Source organism: Streptomyces sp. WAC 06738 (assembly GCF_003945505.1).
GTDB lineage: Bacteria > Actinomycetota > Actinomycetes > Streptomycetales > Streptomycetaceae > Streptomyces.
Genome location: NZ_CP029618.1, coordinates 7281646 through 7304728, shown reverse-complemented (window position 1 = coordinate 7304728; position 23083 = coordinate 7281646). Strand labels below are relative to the sequence as shown.

Genomic DNA, 23083 nt, shown 5'->3' with positions numbered 1-23083 from the left:
GTTCACCTGCCTCACACGGTTCATCGGCGGCGCCGCTGCCGCGCCTGGCGGGGCTGCCGCCGCGTTCTGGCGGACTGCTCGAGTGCCGAGCGGACGTCCTCGCGGTCCGGGGCCAGTTCGAGCGCACGCCGCAGCAGCCCCGTGGCCTCGGCGCGTTGCCCGCCCCGCTGACGGTAGCGGATCTTCGCGAGCAGGACGATGGCGTCCACGTCGTTCGGGCGGAGCGCGCGCGTGACCGCCAGGTGCTCGGCGGCGCTCTGCCACCGCTGCGCGCGGGCCAGCGCGACCGCCTGGTTGAAGTACTCGTCGGCGAGGGCGGCGACCTGCGCCAGCGGGCGCAGGTCGCCCCGGCACACCGGGCACTCGGGCACCAGCGCGGCCAGCGCCCGGCCGCACAGCGGGCAGTCGATCACGGCCACCGGCTACCTCCCGCCGGCCTGCGGCAGCCGGGGCCAGATCACTCCGGGTTCGCCGGCCTTGATCTCTTCCATCCAGCGCTCGATCCGTGCGGCCAGCGGCTGCAACTGGCTGCGGTAGATCCCGGCGAAACGGCCCGCGGCCTGCGGGTCCTCCGTGACCACGCTGCCCACCGCCTGGACGACCGCGGCCACCTCGGCGCGGAACTCCTCGGTCCGGCCCCGGTAGCGCCCCTCGGTGAGCTGGTCGATGTCCTGGAGCGCGCGGTCCAGTTCCTCCAGCTCCCGGTAGAGCATGAGCTGGATGTTCGCCGGGCTCGGGGGCGGCTGGTCGGCCTGGAACCGCGCGCGTACCGCCGCGCACCGGTCCTCGACCGCCTGGTTGATGCTGTGCCAGTCCATGCTGTTGCCCGACCGGTACGCCGCCATCCCGGCGGCGCGCAGCCCGGGGATGCTCTCCCGGTGCTGCTGCGCCTGACTGGCGTCGACGCGCGCGAGGTCGTCGCAGAGCGCGGCCAGCTCGACCAGCTTGTTCTCGAACTCCGGCATCGGCGGGTGCATCGGATCCGCGCCCGGCAGCCGGATGTTGCCGAGCAGCGTCTCGGCCTCGCGCAGCTTGTGGTGGCTCTTGGCCCGGTCCTGGCGCTGGTTGAGCAGCGCCGTGCACTCCTGGAGGAGCGCGTCCAGCCGCGGTCCGTAGCGCATGGCGTCCTCCGGCCTGGCGACCGCCCGCCGCTCCTGCCAGCCGGACCTGACCTCCAGGTACTGCTGCTGCAGTTCGTCCCAGGAGGGCACGTGTTCCCGCGGTACGGAGATCACCGCCCGGCCCTGCGCGCCGACCGTGGGGATCCGCACCTCCGCCTCGATCGACCAGTCGGGCCGGAACTCCAGCTCCAGTTCGAGCGGGGTGCCGGCGGGCAGCGTGCTGGGCAGGCCGTCGACGTCCACCTGGCCGATGGGGATGAGCCCTTCGTGCAGCCGGACCCGCAGCAGCACCCCCTGACCCGCGGTCTCCAGCAGGAAGTCGGTGTGGTGGGGCAGCTTGGTGCCCGCCTCGGCGATCCGGTACGGGCCCTCCGCCAGTTCCACGAAGAAGTCGTGCGCCAGCACGTCGCCCTCGTCGGTGGGCGGCGGCTCGTGGCCCGGCGCGACGGTGATCTGCCGGCTCTCGATCTCCTTTCCGCCCGCGACGACCGTGATCGTCAACTCGTTCTCCCCGTCGTGCAGCGCGACGTCGTCGAAGACGAACCTGCCCTCGGCGTCGGTCTCCTGCCGGTGGCTCTGGACGCCGTCTCCGGAGCGGAGCAGGACGTGCAGGTCGCCCGGCGCGGTGCCGTGCCCGCCCGGGTGGACCCGGCCGGTGATGTCGGTCGCGGGCAGGGTGGCCGTCACCTGGTCTACTTCGAGGACGCCCTGCCGGACGCCGGCGGCGCCCGCCTTGATGCCGGCGCCGACCGCGACGCACAGGTCGGGGTCGATCAGCCGCGGCTCGCGGCCGAACCTCTCCCGCAGCAGCCGGCTGATCATCGGCACCCGCGACGAGCCGCCGACCAGGACGATCTCGTCGAGGTCCGCGGGGCCGAGGCCCGCCCGCTGCAGCGCGGCGTCGCAGTGGTCGAAGGTGCGCTGCACGTCCTGCCGGATCAGGTCCTCGAACTCGGCGCGGGAGAAGGGCAGCTTGATGGTCATGGGGATGCCGGCGCGGTCCGCCTCGCCCTCCACGTAGATCTCGGTCTGCGTCTCCCGGGAGAGGAAGTGCTTCTCGGACTCCACCCGGACCAGCAGCCGGGCGAGCAGCCGGGCCTCCTCCGGTTCCTCCGGGTCGAGCCTGAGGTCGTACGCGGGCCGCTGCTCGGCCATCCAGCGCACGACGGCCTTGTCGAACTCGTACCCGCCCAGGTAGCGGTCGCCCTCGAAGGCGAGGTGCTCGAAACCGGCCTCCGGGCTCCAGGTCACGACGGACACGTCGAACGTCCCGCCGCCCAGGTCGTACACGAGGAACGTCCGGGGCCCGTCCGGCTGCTGCTCGTGGGTGGACATGAGGGCGGCGGCGAACGGCTCGATGAGGGTCTCCACCTTCGCCAGTCCGGCGTCGAGGCCGGCCTGCACCGTCTCGTTCTTCGCCCGCATCTCGAAGTACGCGGGCACGGTGACGACCGCCTGGTCCACGGGGACCTGAAGGACCTCCTCCGCGAGGTCCTTGAGCCGGCGCAGCACGTGCGTGGACGCCTGCTGCGGTGTCAGGGAGGCGTGTCCCGCGGTCACCCGCTGGTCGGTGCCCATGGTGCGCTTGAAGAACATCGCGGGCGGCGGCTGCCCGTCGTACTTGACCTTGCTCTTGGCCAGGCTGCCCACGACGGGCGTGCCGTCCTCCTCCAGCCACACCACCGACGGGGTGAGGGGTGCCTGGTACGCGTCGGTGACGATCAGGGCGCCGCCGACCGGCTTCAGCCGCCCGGTCCTGATCAGCTCCTGCTTGCCCGGGATGTCCGCGTCGGCGGGCACGGCGACGAGGCTGTTCGTGGTGCCGAGGTCGATCCCGATGGTGAGGCTCACTCCTGCTCCCCCTCCCTCTCCTGCTCTGTCTGCTCTGCCTGTTCTGCCTTGTCTGCCTGCTCTGTCCGCTCGCTCTGCCCGTCCTGCCGTTCGCGGACGGCCGGGGGGACGGCCAGGTACACGCGTGCCCGCTGGGCCAGCTTCCCGTCGGCCATCAGCAGTCCCGGCTGCAGCGTCTCGGCCACCACCGCCCGCTCCAGCCCCGCCCGCTGCTCCGAACCCACCACGTCGGCCCACATCTCGACCTCCTCGTACGGCTCACCCGCCGGGTCGAGGAAGCGCGCGCCCGAGCCCTCCAGGGCCTTCGCCAGCTTCGCCGTGAGGGACGGCAGCGCGTCGGCCGCGGTGGCCGGGGTGACGCCGTGCAGCCCGTGCAGCGCGTTGGCGACGTCCCGCGCGAAGTGCTCGAACGCGCTCTTGTGCTCGCCTGCCTGCCGGTGGGTCTCCGCCACCGCCGCGTCGGCGGCCTGCGCCCGCTCCCGCAGCAGCCGCCACACGACGCCCTGCGGGGGCTCGGGACGGGCGGCGAGAAGGCGCTCCTGCTCATCGATGCGCAGGGGGTCAGCGGGCTGCGTCATCGGCCCGCTCCCGCTCCGCCGGCCGCTCTGGCCGGTGGGTGCACAGCTCGGCGAGGAGGCGCGCCGCCGGGTCCTTGATGCGGTCCTCCGCGGCGTTCACCTCGGCGACCCGCAGGGTGCGGCCGAAGAGCGGGTAGCGGTCGGCGCGGCGCTCGATGCGCTGCCGCCGCTTCCTGACGTGGTTGCGGATCTCCGCCCGCCCGCTCACCTCCGGGCTGAGCGCGAGCACCTGGAAGGGGGTGGCGCGATAGGGGTTGTGCCCGTCGCGCCATGCCCACGGATTGTCAGTCATGCCTCATCTCCCCTGGTCGGCTGGGGCCCCGGATCGAGAGCAGGTTCTCGAGCGAGCGGACGAAACTCTCCAGCGACGGATCGGCCGCCGTGTACTCCCCCGCCTCGTCGAGGAGCTGACGGGCCCTGGCCAGCTCGCGGTCGCCGATGCCGAAGGCGGTGAGCAGGAACTGCGCCGACAGCGCGCTCAGCCACGCCCGGTGCCGCGGCAGCACGGTGCTCCGCAGCTCCGTGACCTCCGCGTAACGGGGGTCGTCGCCCATCTCCGGGTACAGCTCCAGCGCCGTCTCCACCTGCCGGCTCGCCCGCCCGGCGGCGCGTCTGGCCTCTTCCACCTCGGCCCGCGAGCCCAGCGAGTCAGGCGACGGCGGGGCCGTGCCGAACGCTCCGAACGACCGGAGTGCGAGGAGGAATTCGTGCCGCGCCAGCTCCTTCGCCAGCTCTCCCGAGGGCGGCCCGGCGAGGGCGAGTCCGGGCCGGACGAGCCGGTCCACGCGGTCGAGCAGCTCGTCCATCCGCCGGGTCGCGTACGGCTCGTCCCGCAGCCGCTCCATCCAGCTCCTGCCGGTGAAGAGCACGGCGCGCAGGAGGCCGTGACCTTCCGGGTCCAGGCGCAGCCAGGTCTCCAGGGTGTCCAGCGTCTCCGCGAACCTGCCCTCGGCGACGGCCTGGGGGACGCCGTCGAGCACGTCGCGCACCAGGTCCGCGCGGGCCTCCGCCACGATCGCGGCGGGGAACCCGGAGCCGGTCACGAGCCGCACGTGCCTGCGTGCGCGGCGCGGGTCGGTGATCCTGAACCGGGCGGCGAGGGTCAGATGGGGCTCCAGCAGGTTCCGCGGCAGCCGGGCACGCGCCTCCTCGACGACTTCGCCGGGCACCGGGACTCCCATGGCACCGGTGAGCCGCTCGTACGCCCGCCGCCAGAAGTCCGGGTCCCCGTGGAGCGTGGCCCAGTGCCGCAGGGCCTCCTCGAAGTGGCCGAAAGCGGCGTCGTCCCCGGCCGCCTCCAGGTCGTACGCGCGGGCGTGGTGCGCGATGGCGAGGTGGTGGACGACCTCGCTGTCCGCGCCGTCCGCAAGCTGCTCCTCCCAGAGCCGGACGGCCGTGCTCGTCCAGGGGTGCAGCTCCCCGTCCTGCCGCAGCGCCTCGTACGCGGACGCGGGCGCCTCGCCCGTGACCAGCCCGGACAACTCCTCCTGCAACCGCTCCAGTTCACCGGCCAGCCGCTCCAGCTCGGGCCCCGCCGTCATCGGCCGGCCCCCTCCCCGCTCCGGCGGGCGAAGCCGCGTCCCAGCTCGGTGCCCGCGAAGGCCGCCGCCATCGCCCGGAAGGTCTCCGGGCACCGGCGCCTGCCCAGCCCCTCCATCGCCAGCGCCCGGGCCTCGCCGCCGTCCTCGCGGCGCAGCGCAGCCTCGGTCGCGAGGGCGTAGACCTCGGGGACCATCGCGGTGTCGGGCAGCGCCCGGTTGAGGTCGAGCGCTTCCCGGCGCAGTTCGTCCGCAAGGTCGAGGTCGCCGCGCCGCAGCGCCCCGCGGAGGTGTCCGGTCAGCGTCTCCACCCGCTGCCTCGGCGTCGGGGCACGGGGCGGGGGCGCCCCGGCCGGGTCGTCCAGCGCGCGGAGGAGCGCTCCGGCGTCCGGGTACCGGTCGGTGGCCAGCGGGCTGAGCGCCCGCATGACGACCGCTTCGAAGGGGTGGCCCCGCACCTCGGGGTTGCGGATGCCGGGCGGCTCCGCGTCGCGCAGCTTCAGCCGTACGAGCGTGTCGGTGTCGGGGGCGGTGACCTCGTCCGGCGCGGCGGCGCGGAGCTGGTCCTGGTGCGGGAGGCGGCCGGTGAGCATCTGGTAGCAGATGAGGCCGAGCGCGTAGACGTCGGCCTCGGGGCCCGCCTCCCGCAACTGCAGCACCTCGGCCGGTACGTACCACACCGTCCCGCCGGCGGCGGGGGCGCGGCGCAGCACCGCGCTGACGCGGCGGGCGAGCCCGAAGTCGCCGATCTTCAGCGATCCCGACGCCGAGACCAGGATGTTGCCGGGCTTCAGGTCCAGGTGGACGACGCCCTGCCCGTGCAGGAAGGCGAGGCCCTGGCAGAGCTGGCGGGCGTAGTCGCGCACGGTCGCGACGGGGAGCTGGCCGCCGCGCAGCCGCCAGGCGAGGTCGCCCCTGGCCAGCTCCGTCACCATGTACGGCCGGCCGGTGGCGCCGTCCTCGACGCCGGCGTCGAGGCAGGTGAGGAAGCGGTCGCGGACCACCGGATCCGGGCACTTCTCCACCACCCCGATCGACTGCAGCGCCTCGCCGAGCAGTTCGGGCACCGGTACCGCGCGCTCGGCGTGGAAGAGCTTGACGCCCACCTGCCGGAGCGTATGGCCGAGGACGCGGAGTTCGGCCCGGTGGACCGTGCCGAACATGCCCCGGCCGAGCTTCTCGTGGAGCAGGTAGCGCCCGTCGAGCAGATCAGCCACCGCCGTTCACCACCGACAGCCGCTCACCGTCCACCACGATCCGCGCCCGCGCCACGGACTCGCCGCGGGCGTCGGCCTCGTCCAGCAGCCGCAGCAGCGGCGGGAAGACGCCGTCGATGTAACGGTTGACGCCGCGGGCGGCCTCCTGGCCGCGCCGCAGGACCGCCAGTTCCGCGATCCGCGCGGGCACGTCCTGCTGCCAGTACAGCTCCACGCCGAGCTGGGTCCCCACCCGGGCGGCCTGGCGGCGCAGCCCGCCGAGCGCGATGGCTTCGAGCTGGTCCTGCCGGAACGCCTCGAAGAGGATCACCTCGTCGATCCGGTTGAGGAACTCGGGCCGGAAGAACCCCTCCATGATCCGCCGCATGTGGGCGGCGTCGTCAGAGGCTTCGCCCGCGCCGTACCCGTACGGATCCGGGCCGTCGGCCGGGCCGGTGGTGCCGAGGTTCGAGGTGAGCACGATCACCGAGTCCCGGGCGTCGCGCACGGGTCCCGCCGGGTCGCTGATCTGCCCCTCGTCCAGCAGCCGCAGGAGGGCGTCGAGCACCCTGCCGTCCGCCTTCTCGACCTCGTCGAAGAGCAGCACGCGGCGGGGGTTGTCGCGGAGTCCGTTGGTGAGCTTGCCCTCGCCGAAGCCGACGTAGCCGGGCGCGGCGCCGATGAAGTTGTTCATCGACTCCTTGGTGTTGAACTGGCCCATCTCGAAGAAGAGCACGTCGTCCTCCGACCCGTACACGACCTTGGCGAGCACGCGGGCGGCCAGGGTCTTGCCGGTCCCGCTCCGGCCGCAGAACAGGAACCTGGCCAGGGGCCGGTCCTGGAGCCGCACTCCGCGCCGGAGCGACCGGGTGATCATTTCGAGGGAGGGGGTGAGGCGCTCGATGACCGACTCCCGGCCGACGAGGCGCTCGTGCATCCAGGCGAGCGATTCGTGCAGGGGCGGCATCTCCGCCAGGGCGTCCGCTTCCGGCTCCTGCGGCACGTGCTCCTGGTAGAGGGTGTCGGCGAAGCGGCGCAGCCGGGTGATGTCGATACGGGTGCCGCGCAGGAACCCGGCGGCCAGGCCGACGGGGGTGTCGAGCAGCGCGGCGAGCAGGTCGCGTTCGGCGACCAGCTCGCCGCGGCGCTGCGCGGTGACCGCGGCGGCCTTCTCCAGCGTGCGCGCGAGCGGTTCGTGGACGCCGTCGCGGGTCAGCGTCACCCGGGCGCCCGTGGCCGGGCCGGGTGCGCCGGAGGGGCCGGCGCCGTTGCCGGTGAGGGACGCGAGCTGGGTGCGCAGGGCGCGTACGTCGTGGCCCAGGAAGCCGCACCCCTGCTCGACCAGGCCGTTGGGCACGGCGGCCATGGCCTGGAGCAGGAGCGTGGTGGGCAGCGGGGCGGCCTCGGCACCGCCGCCCCGCGCGGCCAGTCCGGTCAGCTCGGCCAGCACCCGCCGTGCCCCCGGGCTGAAGCGGTCGGGCAGCAGCCGGCCGTCGTCGCCGAACACCTCGCGCGGCGCGGCCGGTTCCGCGCGCAGCTCCCCGATCGCACGGTCGAGGTCCACCCGGCCGTACCTGACCAGCAGTTCGGCGGCGGCGGGCTCCAGGCGGGCGAGGGCGGCGGCCAGCAGGTGCCGCTCGCCGGCCCCGGCCGGCAGCGCGCCGAGCAGTTCCCGGGTCTCCGGGGCGGCCGTCCCCGCGGTGAACTCCGTCGGCGGCAGCCCGGTGCGCGGCGGGCTCGTCGCGCGCAGCGCCTCGACGAACGCCTCCACGGGGATCCCGCTCCGGTCGAAGAGCCGCGCCGCCTCGCTTCCCGGCAGCCGGGCGAGCGTGATCACCAGGTGGGACGGCTCGACCCGGGAAGCACCGGTCTCGACGGCCGCGGCGACGGCACCGACGAGGCCGTCGGCCGCCGCCAGCAGCGCCGGATCCAGCCGGTCGATCCCCAGGTTCTCCAACGCCACGCCTTCCCAGAGCACTTACCCGAGTGAAGCGCCTCGTGAGTACGGCCCGGTCGGGCCTTCGACAGTGTTATATCTAGTGACACCTAGTTATACCTGCGCCATCTCGGGACCCTTCCCGAAGCGGGCCCGGTAGTCCGGCCGGAGCGCCGAACGAGTCAGGCGGATGGGATGCGCGAAACCATCGACATCGGGATCGAGTTGGGCAACACCGGCAGCGCCGTCGCGCTGGCGGAGGACGGCGGGGCCCGCGTCCTGAGGAACAACGAGTACCGGGACCGCACGCCGTCCGCGGTGTTCATGCCGCGGCCGGGAACGACCCTCGTCGGCCGCGCGGCGCGCGAGCGGCTGAAGGCGGCTCCAAAGGACGCGTACGCCGGGTTCGTGCTCAGGCTGGGCACGGCCGGCGAGCCGTACCGCTTCCACCGGGCGGGCGTCACCCGCACCGCCGAGCAACTGGCCGCAGAAGTACTCAAGTCGCTGTGCCGGGACGCCGCCCACGAACGGGGGGAGCCGCCGGCCGCGGCCGTGATCGCCGTCCCCGCGTCGTTCACGCCGGAGCAGCACGACGCCGCCCGCAGGGCGGCGGTGCTGGCCGGGCTCGGCGAGGACTGTCCCCTGCTCCCCGAGCCGGTCGCGGTCGCGCTCGCCTACGGCGCGGACGGCACCGCCCGCCGCGGCCCTTGGATGGTGTTCAGCATGGGCAGCAGCGGCTTCACCGCCTCGCTCGTCGGAGAGCGGGACGGGGGACTCCGGCTGCTGGGGCACGTCGGCGCACCGCACCTGGGCGGCGGGCACATCGACCGGGCCATCGTCGACGACCTGCTCGCGCCCGCCGTCGTACGCGACTTCGGGCCGCGGGACTTCACCCGCGGCAGCGAGCGGTGGCGGACGAACTTCGCCAAGCTCCAAGGGGCCGCGGAGGCGGCCAAGATCGAACTGTCGCGGGCCACGGAGGCGGAGTTGTACGTCGACCTCACGCTCGACGGCGGCGAGGAGACGTTCTCGTACACCCTCACCCGCGGCGCCCTGGACGACCTCGCCCGGCCGTCGTACGCGGAAGCCGTGGCGCTGTGCCGGCGCCTGCTGGCCGAGAACTCGCTGCTTCCGGAGGACGTCGACGCGCTGCTGCTCGCCGGTGGCGCCACCCTCGCCCCGGGGCTGCGCGAGCTGCTGGCCGATCCGCGCGCGGGCCTCGGCATCCGGGCCGACCACAGCCAGGACCCCACCACCGTGGCCGCCCGCGGCGCCGCCCTCCACGCGGGCACCGTGCCCCTCCCCGCGGCGGCGCCGGCCCTCGCCCGGGACGAGATCGCCGGTCTGCTGCGCGAGACCCGGGACGCGCTCAGCCGCTGCACCGGCCTGCTCGACCAGGCCGGGACCGGGGTGCCCGGCCGGCTCCGCGCCGCGGTGGCCCTGTTGCGGGAGACGGTCGGCCGGCTCGACGACGACCTCCGCCGCGGCGGCGCGGCCGGATGGCACACCGCCGCTCCCTCGCGCACCCGCGCCCTCGTCCTGCTGCGCCGGCTGCGGGACCGGCTGGCCGAACTCCACGGCGCCCTGACCGGGGACGCGGGCGGTGAGAGCCGGAGACCGGCCCCCCTTGGGACCGGTCCCGGACCGGGCCTGCCATAGTTCATGCCCCGACCGACCGACGGGCCCCTTCAGCCGACACGAGGTGAGGATCGTGCAGCAGCGCTACTCGCGGGACCGCGTGGCCGACTGGTGGCGGCAGTGGAAGCACCCGCGGGAGTTCCGCGTCGCCCCGGAACGGCTGGACGCCGACCAGCGCGAGCAGGTCGCCTCCCACCTGACGTCGCTCGACGCCGCGCTCGCGGACCTCGCCGCCGCCAGAACCGCCGCCCGCGAGGCCGCCGCCGCGCCGAGCCCCGCGGCGGCGTTCGACACCGGCCGGCTCGCGGAGGCGGCCACCGGGGTGTGGAAGGCCCAGCGCAAGCTGGACCAGCAGGACGGCGCGCCGCAGAAGACCTCCAGGCAGATCAGCAAGAGCGTGCGGACGGCGCGCGAGGCGCTGCAGGAGGGCATCGAGCTCAAGATCAAGGACCACGACGGGGAGGACTACGACCCCGGTCTTCCGCTGAAGGTCCTCTCCTTCGAGGACGACCCGTCCCTCACCCGCGAGGTCGTCCTCGAAACCTTCAAGCCCACCATCCACTTCCGCGGCGACCGCATCCAGATGGGCGAGGTCGTCGTGGGCAGGCCGCCTCGTCACTGACTCGCATGCGCCGCCGGCCGCCGGACCGGCAGGGAGACCAGATGCGTGAGACCATCGACTTCGGAATCGACCTCGGGACCACGAACAGCGAGATCGCGGTCTTCGCGAACGGCAGAGCCCGGATCATCAAGAACAACGAGAACTGGGACTACACCCCGTCCGCGGTGTGGATGCCCAAGCCGGGGATGATCCACGTCGGCCGACGGGCCCGTGAGCGGGTGGAGGCCGATCCGCACGACGCGTGCGCCGAGTTCAAGCTCCAGATGGGCCTCGAGGACGCCGCGTTCGCCTTCCGCCGGGCGGGCGTCTCCCTGACGCCCGAGCAGCTCTCCGCCGAGGTCCTGAAGTCGCTGCGCCGGGACGCCGCCCACGACCTGGGGGAGCCGCCGGCCGCGGCCGTGATCACCGTTCCCGCGTCGTTCGCGCTGAACCAGTCCAACGCCACCAGCAAGGCGGCGGAGCTGGCCGGGCTCGGCAAGGAGTGCCCGCTCATCCACGAACCGAACGCCGCCGCGCTCGCCTACGGCGTGGACAACGCCGCGGAATCCGCGTACTGGATGGTCTTCGACCTGGGCGGCGGCACCTTCGACGCGGCGGTGATGAGCAAGCGGGACGGGGAGTTGCAACTGCTCCAGCACGCCGGCGACCCGCACCTGGGCGGCAAGAACATCGACTGGGCCATCGTCGAGGAGTTGCTCGCGCCCGCGGTGGTACGCGACTTCGGGCTGCGGGACTTCACCCGGAGCAACGGGCAGTGGCGGACGAACTTCGCCAAGCTCAAGGCGGCCGCGGAGGCGGCCAAGATCGAGCTGTCGCGGGCCGCGGAGGCGGAGCTGTTCGTCGACCTCAAGATCGACGGCGACGAGGAGACGTTCTCGTACACCCTCACCCGCGGCGCCCTGGACGACCTCGCCCTCCCCGTCTACACCCAGGCCGTCAAGCTCTGCCGGGAGGCGCTGGCCCAGGGCTCGCTCCGTCCCGACCACATCGACCAACTGCTGCTCGTCGGCGGCGCCACCCTCGCCCCCGGGCTGCGCGAGCTGCTGGCCGACCCGCGCGAGGGCCTCGGCATCAGCATCGACCACAGCCAGGACCCCACCACCGTGGTCGCCCGCGGCGCCGCGATCTTCGCGGGCAGCGTACGCCTCCCGGCACCGCCGCAGCGCCCCACCGCCGGCACGTTCACCGCCGAGCTGATCTACGAACCGCAGTCGCTGGACACCACCGGGATCCCCGTCGCCGGAAAGCTGCGCAGCGCCGACCCGGTGGACTGGACCCGGTACAGCGTCTTCCTGCACAGCCCGGGAGGGGACTACCAGAGCCCGCAGGTCGCCCTCGACGCGAACGGCGGCTTCTACACCACCGTCGCCATCGAGGCGGAGGCCACGACCCGCTTCACCGTGGAGCTGACCGACGCCGCCGGAGTCCGCCAGAAGCTCACGCCGGACACGCTCTCCCTCACCCACACCCGCACGCTGCCGGCGGGTCCCGTCCTCACGCACTCGCTCGGCATCGGCAAGTACGACGGCACCTACGGCCCGATCGTGCGGAAGGGGGCGACCCTGCCGGTCCACGGCAGCAACAAGTACCGCACGACCATCGCCCTGACCCGTACGGACCCCGACGCGGTCATCCGCATCCCCCTCCTGGAGGGCGAGGAGCCCGACGCCAAGAACAACAAGGAGGTCGGCGAGGTGTCGTTCCGCCGCGGCGACCTGCGCTACGACCTCCCGGAGGGCAGCGAGGTCGAAGTGACCTACGAGGTCGGCACGATCGGGCAGGCCAAGGCCATCGTGGAGACGATGGACACGGAGTTCGAGGCCGACGTGCGGCTCCAGGGCGCCCAGCCGGAGCACGGGGAGCTGGTGGCCGGTCTGCAGAGGCTGGAGCAGCGGCTGCCCGAACTCGGGGCACGGGCACGGGAGTCCGGGTCCTCGGGCGCCGACGCCGTCCTCCGGGAGGTCTCCGAGGACATGGGGCGGCTGCGCAAGCAGGTCGACAACGCGGTCGCCGACCCGGGCGCCGCGCTGGAGTGCGACCAGCGCCTGCGGAAGCTGCACGCGCAACTCGACGACGTCGAGCGGGATTCCATCGAGGTCCCGCGGCTGATGCTGGAGCTGGGAGACGCGCTCAAGGAGTGCGAGGGGCTGCTCCGGCGCGGCGGCGGCGCGGCCGAGCGGCAGGAGCTGGAGCGGCTGCGCGGCCTGGTCAACCGGGCCATGCAGGGCGGCGGCCAGCGCGTCGCCGAGCTGGAGCGGCTGCTGACGCAGGCGCGGGAGCTGTACGTGGAGATCCTGAACAGTACCGGCCAGTTGGAGTACAAGATCTTCGAGGAGCTGTCGGGCAGCCGCGGCCTGATGGAGCCGCGCGCCAAGGCGGAAGCCGCGCTCGCCGAGGGCGAGCGCGCCTATGCCGCGCGGGACCGGTTCGCCCTGGGAGACGTGAACCGGCGGCTCTACGCGATGCTGCCCGCGCATGCCAGAGAGGCGCACGCCGACAAGGCGGCTGCCCGGGCCGACGGGGGGCTCCGGTGACCTCGACGGAACCCGCCCGGCAGCCGCTTCCCGGGTCCCGGCCGGCACCGGCCGGTGACACGGCGCTGCGGGTCGAGCTGACCGTGGCCCGGGCCGCCGCCGCGGCCCGGGCCGGCGATCTGGACGCGGCGCTGCGGGAGCTGGCCCAAAGCGACGACCCTGCGGTCACCGGCCACCGGGAGGTGGCGGACCTGCGGGCCCGTATCCACGCCCAGCGCGGCGACTGGGACGAAGCGGAGCGCTGCTGGCGGCAGGTGCTCGACGACCATCCGGACGACCGGTCCGCCACGGCCGGGCTGGACCGGATCCGGCGGCTCCGGCGGACGGGCCCGATGGCCGCGTTCGACCGCAGGCGCCACTGGCTCCTGCCCGCCGCGGCCGTCGTCCTCTGCGCCGGAGCGGTCACGGCGGCGGCCTGGGTGCTCCCCGGGGACCCGGCCGACGGCTCCGGGGACCGGCCGTCCGACGTCTCGGCGCCGGTGGCCGGGGCGGAGCAGCAAGCCGAGAAGGACGTACGGCAGGAACTGACCGCGGAGCGGGAGCGCGCCGCGGCCGCCGCCGAGACCCGCCGGGAGGAAGCACTCGACGCCCTCGCGGACGAAGTCCGTACGCCGGGGATCCGGACGGTGCGGCACGAGGACTCGGTGGAAGTGGTCTTCGAGCAGGGCCTGTTCTCCCGGGCGGCGGAGCTGACGGACGCCGGCGCCGCGGATCTGGCCCGGCTCGGCAAGGTCCTCGGCCGGCCCGGGGACATGCGCATCGAGGTGCTCGGGCACATCGCCGACGTCCGCGAGGCGCCCCCGAGCGGCGGTTCCGACACCTCCGTGTGGCGGGCCATGGTCGCCGCCCGCGCGCTCAGCGACGCCAGCGGCCGGCCGCTCACGGCCTTCTCCATCGCCAGCGCCGAGCAGCGTGACGCCCCGTACGAGACCGACGCGCAGAACCGCACGGTCACGGTCGTCCTCACCCCGCGCACCGCTTCGTGACCCGGCGCACGCGCCATCGACCCAGCAGCCCAGGGAGGTTGCCTTGCAAAGCGGGACCGCACCGGTGGCCGTGGAGCGCCTACGCGAGCTCACCGGCCCGGAGCTCTACCGGCGCAACGCGTTCAGGCTGACCGGCCTCCCGACCACCGCGACGCGGCAGGCGATCCGCCGGTGCAGGCAGCAGATCAACACGGCCGTACGCGCCGGGGTGGACATCCCCGCCGCGGGCGAGCTTCCGGTGCCCGGGCGGCGGAGTGCGGAGCAGTACGGCGCGGTGTTCGACGTCATCGACCATCCGCAGCGCCGGATAGTCGACGAGCTGTTCTGGATCTGGGACGCCCCGGGCGGCACCTGCGGCTGCGACCCCGCGCTGCATGAGGCGCACGACTCCGCGGTACGGGCCCACGCCCGGGTCCTGGACGAGGAGCTGGGCGGCCGTGCGGCGCCCTCCACGGGCGAGCCGAGCTGGGGGGCCGCGGCCGCCGGCTGGCGGCGCGCGCTCGAACACCCCGGCTTCTGGGGCCACGTGAAGCACCGCATCACCGCGCTCGACGACGTCCGGATCGGCCTCGCGGCCGTGCCCGTCCTCGAAGGAGAGGTACGCCGCACCCTGGTCTCCCCCGTGGCCGAGCTCGCCACCGGGGGCAGCGCACCGCACCGGGTGACGGCGCTCTTCGGCGCCTGGTCCTGGGCCGGGGAAAACCTCCTGGGCCAGGCGGTCGAGGGCCGCGTGGAGCCGGTGCTGGAGGCCGTGAGGACCGCGCTGGACCGCGCCCGCGACCTGCACACCGAGGACCCCGCCGCCGCGGCCTCGATCGTCGAGAGGGAGGTGCTGCCGCGACTGGAGGGTCTGCGCGCCTTCGACGGCGAGGGCGTGCTGCGCTCCGTCGCCAAGGTGCGGGAACGCACGGCCCTGCTGCTCAACAACTGCGCCATCTCCACCGACGGCGGGACACCGCTGCCAGCGGCGCAAGCGGCCCGGCTGCTCGACCTGGCGCTCGGGCTCACCGAGACCGAGGAGACCCGGCGGCTCGTCGCGGACAACCGGGAGCATGTGGAGTACCTGGCGATCCTGCCGGCGCTCGACAGGGCGCACACGCACCTGGAGGCGGACGAGCCCTGGAAGGCCGCGCAGGCGCTGCAGAAGGAGGTCCTGCCGCTGCTCGCCGGGCTTCGTACGAGCGAGGACAAAGGGGCACGGGACACCGCGGCCAAGTTCACCGACGGGACCGCGATCCTGCTCAACAACTGCGCCCTGGCGCTCGCCGACGACAGCTCGCCCGCCGCCGTGCGCACGCGCGCCGAATTCCTCGACCAGGCGCTGGAGCTGGCGGAGACCCGCAGGACCCGCAGGCTCGTCAGGAAGAACCGCCGCCAGGCCGCCCGGCACGCCCGCCTCGCCCCGTACTCCGACGCGTTCAGGTTCGCCGTGTCCGGCCTGGAGCGCGCCCAGCGGCTGCTGCGCGACAACAAGCCGGGCCGCGCCGCCGCGGAGATCGAGAGCCATGTGGTGCCGCACGTCGACAAGCTGGCCGAGTGCCGGGTCCGCAAGCTCCGGCGGCCCGCCGCCAACCTCGTCGACCAGACGGCGATCCTGCTCAACAACTGCGCCCTGGCGCTCGACCCGGTCAAGGTGTCCCCGAACGAGACAAGGCGGCTCCTCTCCGTCGCGCACGGGGTGGCCAGGAAGCGGAAGACGCGCGCGCTCATCATGAGGAACCGCGACGCGTCCTACTCCACGTTTGCGGACCACCGGCTCGACGGCCTCCCCCCGGCCGTGCAGCAGATCTTCCGGCGCCTGCCGCCGGAGCAGCAGGCCCAGTACCTGTCGCAACTCCGCGACCGCTGGTGAAAGGACCCCCGTCTCACCGGCGGCGGTCCGTGCCGTGGGCAGGGGCCCCGGGCGTTGTACAGCCGTGACCCGGGGCATGTCGCGTCTCCCCATGGTGCTTGGCGACGCCCCCGCCGCCTGCCGCCGTGCGGCGGCAGGGCCGGCGCCCGTGACGCTCGTCCCCGCGGCGGGGTCATCGCCGGTCCTGCCGGGCGGTCCCGTCGTCCCCGGCGGCAGGGTCGCGGGCGCTTTCGGGGGCGGGTGGCGGCGTGGCACCCGGGGGCTGTCCGCCCGGGTCCTGTGCGGCGCCTTCGCGGGTGCCCCTGCCGCCGTGCCTGGTGAGGTTCCGTACCGACGTCTCCAGGCTCTTGACCTGGTCGGCGAGGGCGGGCCCGGTGGGCCCCGCCCTCTCCCGCAGCAGCGACTCGATCTGCACGAGCCGCCAGGTGACGTCGCCGAGCCGTTCCCCGAACCCCGCGTCGCCGCTCTGTTCTGCGAGCAGCAGCCGTTGCAACTGCTCCGCCTGCACGGCGAGTTGACGGTTCTTGCGGTGCAGCTCCAGGAAGACGTTGACCTTGGTGCGCAGGATCCAGGGCTCGATGGGCTTGGCCAGGAAGTCGGCGGCGCCCACCGCGTAGCCGCGGTAGGCGTAGTCGGGGTCGATGCCCTGGCCGGTGAGCAGGATGATCGGGACGTCCTTGGTCTGGTCGAGGCGCTTGATGTTCGCGGCGGTCTCGAAGCCGTCCATCCCCGGCATCAGGATGTCGAGCAGGACGACGGCGAACTGCTGGCGCAGCATCGCCTTCAGGGCCTCCTCGCCGGAATGGGCGAACACCACGCGCTGGCCGAGCGGACCGAGGACCGCCGCGAGCGCGACCAGGTTCTCCTCCATGTCGTCGACGATGAGGATGCTCGCCGGGTCCGGGGCGGGCGGCGGCGTGGGCGGGGCGGCGGCGGTCGTCATGCGGCCCGTCCCGGTGCCGCCGGGTCGTCGCCGTCGCCCCGCGCGTCGCCTGCCGTCTCATCGGCCGGGCCGCCGTCCGGGGCCCGGCCGCCGCCGCCCGCCAGCCGGTCGTGCGACTCGAGTTGCTCGTAGATCGCCGTGAGCAGCCGGTCGACGTTGACCGGCTTCGGGACGTAGCCGTCCGCGCCCGCCTCGATGGCCTTCTCCCGGTCGCCCGGCATGGCCTTGGCGGTGAGCGCGATGATCGGCAGACCGGCGAGGCGCGGTGTGGCGCGGATGGTCCTGATCACCTCGTAGCCGTCGACCTCCGGCATCATGATGTCCATCAGCACCAGCGAGATCTCCGGGGAGCGGTCCAGGACGTCGAAGCCCTCGCGGCCGTTCTCGGCGTACTTCACGGAGATCCCGACCCGGCCCAGCATGTGCGTCAGGGCGAACACGTTGCGGATGTCGTCGTCGACGATGAGCACGTGCCGTCCGGTCAGCACCCGGCCGGGGCGGCCGCTGAGCCACTGCCGCAGCCGCGTCGTCTCGGGCCAGGTGTCCGCCGGCTCCCGGTCCGCGTGGCCCTCCGGACCCGCCGCTTCGGGTGCCACCGCCCCGGCGCCCGCCGCTTCCGGCCCGGGTGCCCGCGCCGCGGTACGGGCCTCCTCGCCCTCCGCACCCGCGGCGGGGGCGCGGGCCGCCGGCGGCGCCTCGCGCCGGCCGCCCGGCTCTTCGCCCCTGCCGTCCCGCGGCCGGCCGCGGTCCACCTCTGCCGGCCTCGTCCCCGGACGGCGCGGCTCCGCCGGTTCGAGCGCCGGCGTCGCGCTCCCCGAGGCGGCCGCCAGCGCCTTGCCGGGCAGTCGCGCCGGTACGTAGAGGGTGAACCGCGAGCCCACGCCCTCCTCGCTCTCCGCGTCGATCCGCCCGCCGAGGAGGCCGGCGATCTCCCGGCTGATGGACAGGCCGAGCCCGGTGCCGCCGTACTTGCGGTTGGTGGTGCCGTCGGACTGCTGGAACGCCTCGAACACCACGTCCAGCTTCTCCGCCGGGATGCCGATGCCGGTGTCCTTCACGGAGAACGCGAGCACCGTCTCCGCGTCGCGCAGCGTGTCCTCCGTGAACTCCTCCGACGGGACCCGCTCCACCCGCAGTTCCACCCCTCCCCTGCTGGTGAACTTCACCGCGTTGGACAGGAGGTTGCGCAGCACCTGCTGGATGCGCTGCTGGTCGCTGTAGAGCTCGGCCGGCACGTCGTCGCCCACGGTCACCTCGAAGCCCAGCCCCCGGTCGACCGTGAGCGGCCGGAACGTGGCGCGTACGTAGTCGAGGAGTTTGGCCAGCGGGATGCGCTGCGGGCGTACGTCGATCCGGCCCGCCTCCACCTTGGAGAGGTCGAGGATGTCGTTGATGAGCTGGAGCAGGTCGGAGCCCGCCTGGTAGATGGTGCCCGCGAACTCCACCTCCTGCTCGGACAGCCGCCCGTCGGCGTTGTCGGCGAGCAACTGGGCGAGGATCAGCAGGGAGTTCAGCGGGGTGCGCAGCTCGTGCGACATGTTCGCCAGGAAGTCCGACTTGTACTGGGACGACGTGGCCAGGAGCGACGCCTTCTCCTCCAGCTCCGCGTTGGACCGCTGCAGTTCCTCGGAGCGGGTGCGCAGCTCGGAGGTGAGCCGCTGCGACTGCGACAGCAGCGCCTCGGTACGGGCGTTGGAGAGGATGGTGTTGAACGAGACGCCGATGGTGTGCGCGAACTGGTCGACGAACGTGAGCTGGATCTCGTTGAACTTGCTGAAGGACGCCAGCTCGATCACGCCCAGCAGCCGGTCCTCGAAGAGGATCGGCAGGATGAGGATGCTGGAGGCCGGGGCCGAGCCCAGGGCGGACTCGACGGTCACGTAGTGCTGCGGGGCGTCCTCGATGAGGATCCGCTCCTTCTGCCGTACGGCCTGGGCGATGAGCCCGCGGATCGGGGACTCGGACTGGAGGTCCTCCCGGCCGCGGCCGCCGACCCCGTAGTCCGCGATGAGCTCCAGACCCTCGCCGTCCGGGGCCGAGGTGTCGACCCGGAAGAAGAGCTCGGAGTGCGCGTTCACCAGCGGCGCCAGCTCGCGCAGGATCAGGTCGGCGACCTCCACCATGTCGCGGTGGCCCTGCATCAGTCCGGCGATGCGGGTCAGGTTGGACTCCAGCCAGTCCTTGGTGCGGGTGGTCTCACGCAGGTTGGAGACCATGCGGTTGACGTTGTTCTTCAGGTCGGCGACCTCGCCCTGCGCCTCCACGGTGATGGAGCGCGACATGTCGCCCTTGGCGACCGAGCTGGCCACCTCGCCGATGGCGCGCACCTGCGTGGTGAGGTTCAGGGCCAGTTCGTTGACGCTCCTCGTCAGCCGCTTCCAGTTGCCGGACACGCCCTCGACGCGCGCCTGACCGCCCAGGCGGCCCTCGCTGCCCACCTCGCGGGCCACGCGGGTCACCTCGGAGGAGAACGACGACAGCGTGTCCACCATGGTGTTGAGGGTCGTCTTGAGTTCGAGGATCTCGCCGCGTGCGTCCACGTCGATCTTCTTCGACAGGTCACCGTTCGCCACCGCGGTGGCCACCTGGGCGATGTTCCGCACCTGCGACGTCAGATTCGACGCCATGAAGTTGACGTTGTCCGTCAGGTCCTTCCACACCCCGGAGACCCCGTGCACCTGGGCCCGGCCGCCGAGTTTTCCCTCCGTGCCGACCTCGCGGGCCACCCGGGTGACCTCGTCCGCGAAGTCGCGCAACTGCTGCACCATGCTGTTCACGGTGGTCTTGAGTTCGAGGATCTCGCCGCGCGCGTCCACGTCGATCTTCTTCGACAGGTCACCGTTCGCCACCGCGGTGGTCACCAGGGCGATGTTCCGCACCTGCGACGTCAGATTCGACGCCATGAAGTTGACGTTGTCCGTCAGGTCCTTCCACACCCCCGACACGTCCCTGACCTGCGCCTGACCGCCGAGGTTCCCGTCGGTGCCGACCTCGCGGGCCACGCGGGTCACCTCGGAGGAGAAGGCCGACAACTGATCCACCATGGTGTTGAGCGTCGTCTTGAGTTCGAGGATCTCGCCGCGCGCGTCCACGTCGATCTTCTTCGACAGGTCACCGTTCGCCACCGCGGTGGCCACCTGGGCGATGTTCCGCACCTGCGACGTCAGATTCGACGCCATGAAGTTGACGTTGTCCGTCAGGTCCTTCCACACCCCCGACACGTCCTTCACCTGCGCCTGACCGCCGAGCATGCCGTCGGTGCCCACCTCGCGGGCCACGCGCGTGACCTCGTCGGCGAACGCGGACAACTGGTCCACCATCGCGTTCACCGTGCTCATGAGCTGACGGATCTCGCCGCGGGCGTCCGCCGTGATCTTCTGGCTGAGGTCGCCGCGCACCACCGCCGTGGTCACCTGCGCGATGTTGCGGACCTGGGAGGTGAGGTTGGACGCCATCAGGTTGACGTTGTTCGTCAGGTCCTTCCACACCCCCGACACGTCCCTGACGTGCGCCTGACCGCCGAGCATGCCGTCGGTGCCCACCTCGCGGGCCACGCGGGTCACCTCATCGGCGAACGCGGACAACTGGTCCACCATGGTGTTCACCGTGAGCTTCAGCTCCAGCAGCTCCCCCGCGGTCTCCACCGTCACCTTGCGGGTCAGGTCGCCGCTGGCCACCGCCGTGGTCACGGCGGCGATGTCGCGCACCTGCTGGGTCAGCCGGGAGGCCATGGTGTTGACCGCCTCGGTCACCGCGCGCCACGAGCCGGAGAGCCCCCGCACGCTGGCGCGTCCGCCGAGCCGGCCCTCGGTGCCCACCTCGTGCGCCACCCGCATCACCTCGCCGGTGAAGGTGGAGAGGTGGTCCACCACGCGGTTGAGCCCGACCCCGAGACTGCGCAGGTCGCCGTGGAGGTGGCGGGTACCGACGCGTAGCTCCATGTGCTGGTTCAGGTCCCCCTCGGCCACCGCCTCCAGCACCCGGGTGGCGTCCGTCATCGGCACGGCCAGGGCGTCGAGCAGGTCGTTCGCGTCGTGGACCATCTGGGCCCAGTCGCCCTGCCCGGTGCTCGCGGAGATCCGCTCGTCCAGGACGCCCTTCCGGGCCACCACCCCCCGCACCCGGCGCACCTCGGACGCCAGGTGCTCGTTGCGGGCGGCCACGCGGTTGAACGCCTCGGCCACCTCGCCCAGGACGCCCTCGCCGTCCTCCGGCACCCGCGCCGAGAAGTCGCCGTCGCGCAGCGACCTGAGCGCGCTCAGCAGCGGCCGCAGGCCGGCCGTAGGCACCGACTGCTTCTCACGGTCCTCCATCACGCCCATCCCTGCGCGCTCCCTGCTCCATGGCCGGCGGCCGGGCGGACGCTCCGGATCCGCTCCTCACCTCAAGAGGCTTTTGTCTACTATATTAGATTTTGTCACGATGAGATCTCAGGCAGGAGCCATTTGTGCAGGCCGTCTCTTCGGGCAGGCCCGGCGCGCACGACGGGTCCGGCGCAGGTACACAACTCCCGGCGGACCGGCGGTCGCCGGCCCGGGCCCGCGCGTTCGTGCGCGCCGTGATCACCGAGCGGGCGCTGGCGACCTCCTCTCCCGGGCCGCGCACCGAGGAGCTGGCGGACGACGCCGCGCTGCTCGCCGGTGAGCTGGTCACCAACGCGCTGATCCATGCCGGCACCCCGATGGAACTGCGCTGCCGGGTGGAGACGGACCCGGAGGCCGACGACGCGCTGACCGGCGCCCGGATCGACGTGTACGACCGGCAGCCGACCGCCACCGTGCCGGGCGCCACCGACGGCACGGGCAGCGGCCGCGGCCTCGGACTCCAGATCGTGTCGACCCTCGCCGACGCGTGGGGGGTCACCTACCGCCACACCGAGAAGGCGGTGTGGTGCCGGCTCGCCCTCCCCGCCCCGGGCGAGACGAAGGTGCCGGTCGGCCCGCTCAGCCCGGTGCTCTACCAGCAGCTCCAGGCCGCGGAGCTGGCCCACCCCCTCGCCCGTACCGAATACCGCGGCCAGGCCGGGGGCGGCGGGGGCGGCCGCGGCGGGACGCTGCTCGCGGAGGCCAGCGAACTGCTGGCCGGCCAGCTCGACGAGAACATGGTCGCCGCCCTGGCCACCCAGCTCATGGTGCCCCGGCTCGCCGACTGGTGCGCCGTCTGGCTGCTCGGGGAGGACGGCGAGATGCGGCTCAGCAGCGTCTGGCATGCGGACGAGCAGCGCATCGCCCCGCTCCGCCGCGATCTGGAGCCGGAGGCACCGCCGCCGAAGCTGTGGACCACTGGCACCCCCTGGCCCTGGCCGCAGAGCGCCGGCACGGAGGAAGGCGGCTCCGCGCTGGCGTTCTCCCTGGTCTCCGGCGGGACGTACCGCGGCACCCTGCTGATCGGGCAGGGGGGACCGCCCGAGATCACCGACTCCGTGGCCCACATCGTGGAGGACGTCTCCCGCCAGGTCGCCCAGGCCCTGGCCACCGCCCGCCAGTACACCCGCCAGACGAGCATCAGCCGGGCCCTGCAGCGCCGCCAGCTTCCGGCCACGCTGGGCAGGCTGCCCGGCATGGAATCGGCGATCGTCTACGAGCCCCACGCCAGCGGGCAGACCGTCGGCGGCGACTTCTACGACCTCTTCCCCACGGGCGACGGCCGCTGGTGCTTCCTCCTGGGCGACGTACAGGGCAAGGACGCCGAGGCGATGTCGGTGACCGGCCTCACGCGCCACCTGGTGAGGCTCCTCGCCCGCGAGGGCCACGGGGTGGAGTCCGTGCTGCGCTGGCTGAACGCGATGATGGCGGAGGACGCCGCGGAAACGGTGAGCGCCAGGGGGGAGGCGGCCCGGCCCCGCTTCCTCAGCATGGTCTACGGGGAGCTGACCCCCGACCCGAGCGCGGGCGGCGCCCACTGCCGCCTCGCCAGCGCCGGCCACCCGCTGCCGCTGCGGATGACCGCCGAGGGGGAAGTGGGCTCCGTGGTCCGCTCCCAACTGCTCCTCGGCATCGACGAGGACGCCGAGTTCAGCGCCGACACCTTCCGGCTCGCCCCCGGCGAGACCCTGCTGTGCGTCACCGACGGGGTCACCGAGCGGCGCGACGGCCAGCGCCTCCTCGACGACGACAACGGCCTCGCCGCGATCCTGCGGGACTGCGCGGGCATGGGCGCGATGGCGGTGGCCGAACGTGTCCGCCAGGCCACCCACGACTTCAGCCCCGAGCCGGTGGAGGACGACCTCGCCGTGGTGGTGCTGCACGCGGAGGCCCCGGCGCGGTGAGCCGCGGCCGGGCCGTCCTG

The 23083-nt window shown here is 73.4% G+C and carries 15 protein-coding genes; 6 read left to right on the top strand and 9 right to left on the bottom strand.

The window, feature by feature from the left end; genetic code table 11:
* Positions 1–20 precede the first annotated feature (20 nt).
* From DMB38_RS31770 to DMB38_RS31745, 7 genes are read right to left on the bottom strand one after another with little or no spacing between them, the layout of a single operon-like run.
* Positions 21–419, bottom strand: coding sequence for a tetratricopeptide repeat protein (locus tag DMB38_RS31770; RefSeq protein WP_125938046.1), 399 nt, complete (start codon positions 417–419; stop codon positions 21–23).
* Between the two features lie 3 nt (positions 420–422).
* Complete coding sequence (locus tag DMB38_RS31765; RefSeq protein WP_164716151.1) at positions 423–2972, bottom strand: Hsp70 family protein; 2550 nt, start codon at positions 2970–2972, stop codon at positions 423–425.
* The gene (locus DMB38_RS36310; protein WP_164716150.1) at positions 2969–3550 is read right to left on the bottom strand and encodes a hypothetical protein; all 582 of its coding nucleotides are present in this window, start codon (positions 3548–3550) and stop codon (positions 2969–2971) included. Before DMB38_RS36310 ends, DMB38_RS31765 begins: the two co-directional genes overlap by 4 nt.
* The gene (locus DMB38_RS31760; RefSeq protein ID WP_125938044.1) at positions 3534–3842 is read right to left on the bottom strand and encodes a hypothetical protein; all 309 of its coding nucleotides are present in this window, start codon (positions 3840–3842) and stop codon (positions 3534–3536) included. Before DMB38_RS31760 ends, DMB38_RS36310 begins: the two co-directional genes overlap by 17 nt.
* Complete coding sequence (locus tag DMB38_RS31755) at positions 3835–5091, bottom strand: hypothetical protein (RefSeq protein ID WP_125938043.1); 1257 nt, start codon at positions 5089–5091, stop codon at positions 3835–3837. Before DMB38_RS31755 ends, DMB38_RS31760 begins: the two co-directional genes overlap by 8 nt.
* Complete coding sequence (locus DMB38_RS31750; RefSeq protein ID WP_125938042.1) at positions 5088–6305, bottom strand: serine/threonine-protein kinase; 1218 nt, start codon at positions 6303–6305, stop codon at positions 5088–5090. Before DMB38_RS31750 ends, DMB38_RS31755 begins: the two co-directional genes overlap by 4 nt.
* Positions 6298–8262 (bottom strand): AAA family ATPase, encoded by a 1965-nt coding sequence (locus DMB38_RS31745; protein WP_125938041.1) that lies wholly within the window; start codon positions 8260–8262, stop codon positions 6298–6300. Before DMB38_RS31745 ends, DMB38_RS31750 begins: the two co-directional genes overlap by 8 nt.
* Before the next feature lie 153 nt (positions 8263–8415).
* Here DMB38_RS31745 and DMB38_RS31740 point away from each other — a divergent pair, with 153 nt between their 5' ends.
* Genes DMB38_RS31740 through DMB38_RS31720 form a run of 5 tightly spaced genes read left to right on the top strand, consistent with a single transcriptional unit; the run spans position 8416 to position 15852 of the window.
* The gene (locus DMB38_RS31740) at positions 8416–9879 is read left to right on the top strand and encodes an Hsp70 family protein (RefSeq protein ID WP_125938040.1); all 1464 of its coding nucleotides are present in this window, start codon (positions 8416–8418) and stop codon (positions 9877–9879) included.
* A 52-nt stretch (positions 9880–9931) separates the two neighbouring features.
* The gene (locus DMB38_RS31735; RefSeq protein ID WP_240662572.1) at positions 9932–10480 is read left to right on the top strand and encodes a hypothetical protein; all 549 of its coding nucleotides are present in this window, start codon (positions 9932–9934) and stop codon (positions 10478–10480) included.
* A 41-nt stretch (positions 10481–10521) separates the two neighbouring features.
* The gene (locus DMB38_RS31730; RefSeq protein ID WP_125938038.1) at positions 10522–13014 is read left to right on the top strand and encodes an Hsp70 family protein; all 2493 of its coding nucleotides are present in this window, start codon (positions 10522–10524) and stop codon (positions 13012–13014) included.
* A complete protein-coding gene (locus DMB38_RS31725; protein ID WP_125938037.1) occupies positions 13011–14000 on the top strand; it encodes a tetratricopeptide repeat protein in 990 nt (329 codons plus the stop codon). Before DMB38_RS31730 ends, DMB38_RS31725 begins: the two co-directional genes overlap by 4 nt.
* Before the next feature lie 43 nt (positions 14001–14043).
* Complete coding sequence (locus DMB38_RS31720; RefSeq protein ID WP_125938036.1) at positions 14044–15852, top strand: hypothetical protein; 1809 nt, start codon at positions 14044–14046, stop codon at positions 15850–15852.
* Positions 15853–16024: 172 nt separating this feature from the next.
* Here DMB38_RS31720 and DMB38_RS31715 read toward each other — a convergent pair whose 3' ends face one another.
* Both DMB38_RS31715 and DMB38_RS31710 read right to left on the bottom strand, forming a co-directional pair.
* Positions 16025–16795, bottom strand: coding sequence for a response regulator (locus tag DMB38_RS31715; RefSeq protein ID WP_125938035.1), 771 nt, complete (start codon positions 16793–16795; stop codon positions 16025–16027).
* Complete coding sequence (locus tag DMB38_RS31710) at positions 16792–21108, bottom strand: HAMP domain-containing protein (RefSeq protein ID WP_125938034.1); 4317 nt, start codon at positions 21106–21108, stop codon at positions 16792–16794. The genes DMB38_RS31715 and DMB38_RS31710 overlap by 4 nt, the downstream gene beginning before the upstream one ends.
* A gap of 134 nt (positions 21109–21242) precedes the next feature.
* Here DMB38_RS31710 and DMB38_RS31705 point away from each other — a divergent pair, with 134 nt between their 5' ends.
* The gene (locus DMB38_RS31705; protein WP_125938033.1) at positions 21243–23063 is read left to right on the top strand and encodes a SpoIIE family protein phosphatase; all 1821 of its coding nucleotides are present in this window, start codon (positions 21243–21245) and stop codon (positions 23061–23063) included.
* Positions 23064–23083: the final 20 nt, after the last annotated feature.